The organism is Pedobacter sp. 01T416_2 (genome assembly GCF_056398925.1).
Genome location: NZ_JBFTQI010000777.1, coordinates 1 through 2,696 on the forward strand (window position 1 = coordinate 1; position 2,696 = coordinate 2,696).

3 protein-coding genes are annotated in these 2,696 nt (G+C 46.1%); all 3 read left to right on the top strand.

Annotated elements, in window-relative coordinates; translation table 11 throughout:
* Window positions 1-984 (top strand): penicillin-binding transpeptidase domain-containing protein (locus AC1DPQ_RS23930; protein WP_477611096.1); only part of this gene is annotated, 984 nt, incomplete at its 5' end.
* 126 nt (window positions 985-1,110) lie between these two features.
* Window positions 1,111-1,911, top strand: a complete 801-nt coding sequence (locus AC1DPQ_RS23935) for an FHA domain-containing protein (protein ID WP_477611097.1) — start codon at window positions 1,111-1,113, stop codon at window positions 1,909-1,911.
* Window positions 1,904-2,696, top strand: a 793-nt coding sequence (locus AC1DPQ_RS23940; protein ID WP_477611098.1) for a serine/threonine protein kinase, incomplete at its 3' end; no start/stop codon positions are given. The genes AC1DPQ_RS23935 and AC1DPQ_RS23940, both read left to right, overlap by 8 nt.

Below are 2,696 nucleotides of genomic sequence, written 5' to 3' on the forward strand. Positions count from 1 at the left end.
ACCATGACCAATGCAGAACAGAACCAGCTTTCGGGGTGGACAACGACCGCTGACCTTGGCTTTACCAATTTCACACAGCCAGGCTCAACCGCTAAGCTGATTACCGCCATGGCATCCTTCAATAAACTGGGCATGGCCGCTGCCGAAAAAAAATRCCAGGTGGCCTCCTGGGAGCGTATCCGTACAAAAGGTATCGAGCCGGATGAAACGGGATGGATTGATCTGGAACGGGCGGTGGTGAAATCCAACAACGTCTATTTCATCAAACTTGCAAACCAGGAGCAGCTGCAGGAAAACATGGGTGAGCTGTACTTAAAAACAGGCATGTTCCTGCATGGGGCCGGAGGGTATTATTACAATRAGCCCAGCGAAAACGCGGCACAGGAAGAAAAATGGAAACAACTTTGGCGCAAGACCGAATTCAATACCAAACCAAAGTATGATCCCAACAATATCCGAAAGACCAGGGCAAAGGGAATTTCCGGAATGTCTTGGGGGCAGGGTGCACTTATTGCAACCCCAGCGGCAGTGGCAAGAATGGCTGCGGGGATTGCAAATAATGGAAATATGATTGCAAACAGGTTTGTACTTAAAGTAAGCGACCAGCCGCAGGCGATAAAAACTGGTACGAAATTGGTAAACAATCCGGCATACGCCAGGTTAATGCAGGAGTACATGATCAAACAGAGCAGTCCAAAAGTGCAAACGCTTGGGCTGGCCGTTGCCGGTAAAACCGGTACGCCGGAGCGGATCTGGAAGAAACAGCAGATTAATGATGGCTGGTATGTATTTTTTGCGCCGACTGCAACTGGCAATGGTCATATTGTAGTCTGTATCCGCATTGAGGCGACCAAAGGATCATCAGACGCAGTACGATTGGCCGGCAAACATGTGATTCCGTTCTTAAAAGAAGGTGGCTATATTAAAAGCATTGTGCCTTCGGCCAAAACTGATGACAATGCAACTGTACCGGAACTTAATTGAAGAAATGAAACATTTTAACTCAAACCATAAATCCATAGCTTGTGTAGCTTCATCACAATTGCGAACAGAGCAGATGTTTAATCGATATTTTAATAACACAGTAGCAAGCACTAACAAAACTTACAGATGAAAATGATATTCGACCTCTTCAAAAGCGCAAGTGGGGAGCATCCCGATGATGTGAAGGGAATCAGGCACGCATTACTGCAATTTGTAAAACAGGAGTTACAAAAAGCGGAGGGTGGAGAAGGCGCAAATATCAAAGGTTTGGGTATTTTTATCCACTGCAGCCCTGCAGCACGCCATGTGTATGAAGCTGCCGTATTTACCGAGGATCCCGACCAATTAAAAAACGAAATACAACGCATCAGTGATGACTATTCCCTGGATCTGCCCTCAGGCTGGTCAGTCACGGTTGCTTTCGACGAAGCTATTCCGGACGACGCGGTTCAAATGCAAAATCTGCCGATAGCACTGTTGGTCAAAACCAAAACCCATTTTGTTAAGCAACAGGCTAAAGCCTACCTAAAAGCACTTAGCGGCAAGACTTTACAGCCAATCTACGAAATAACTTCCTCGGGAGGGAAATACAATATCGGCAGAGATGAAAAGGCACAGTCTGATGAAGGTTTTTTCCGCACCAACCACATTGCATTTCCATCGGAAAGTGATGATGAACGAAATAAGTACATCAGCCGGCAGCATGCGCATATCGAATGGGATACGAGCATAGCCAAATTTGTAATCTTCGCAGATGAAGGTGGAATACCACCCCGCAATAAGGTCAAACTACGTTCAGCGCTTACCGAAAAGACAGTAAAACTCCATGCTACCCAGATCGGGCAGGAATTGGCCGAGGGAGATCAGATTATCTTGGGCGAATCGGTCGTGTTGGAGTTTAGTTTTAAGCCGCAGCATCATGAGTAAAATTTTTACAATTACAGAAGGGCTACAAAATCTCGGCGCATTAAAAACCGGTGGGCAGGGATCTGTTTACAAGGGGATGCGCATGGGGCCGGTTTATTCTGCCATTAAACTTATCCCCACACCAATTTACGTGGAAGATGAAAGCGATAAAAACTACAGGAATTTTCTCAATGAAGTGAATAAACTGCAGCAGGTAAACGCCCATCCAAGCCCGAATGTGGTGAAGATACTCAGTTCGGGGATTACCGATAGTGGATCCTTTCCTTATATAGAAATGGAATACATCGAAGGCCCCGAACTCAGCGAACTGCTATTACCTCCGCACCAAAAAGTTTTCACCGTTAAAGAACTCTTGAAAGTAGCGGAACAACTGGCTGCTGCACTTGCACACTGTCATCAGGTTGGCGTCAAACATGGCGATATTAAAAGCAATAATGTGAAGTACAATATGCAGACTGCCAATTATGTACTATTGGATTTTGGCCTGGCCATTATGAGTGAAGAGCAGCGCAGAACAAGCATTCGCCATGCCGGGGCAGTAGAGTTTATGGCACCCGAACAGCATGAGGGAAAAATGCTGTTACAGACAGACATTTATAGTTACGGTATTATCCTGTATGAACTCCTGGCCGGGCAGGTTCCTTTTCCACTCGAAGGAGGAGGTGATACCGCCCGCAATACGGTCATGATATCACATCTTGAAAAGGAAATCCCGGATGGCATGTCACTGCGTAAAAGCAATCTGGAAAATACGTTTCAGGACGATATTCTGCATGCGGAGATGC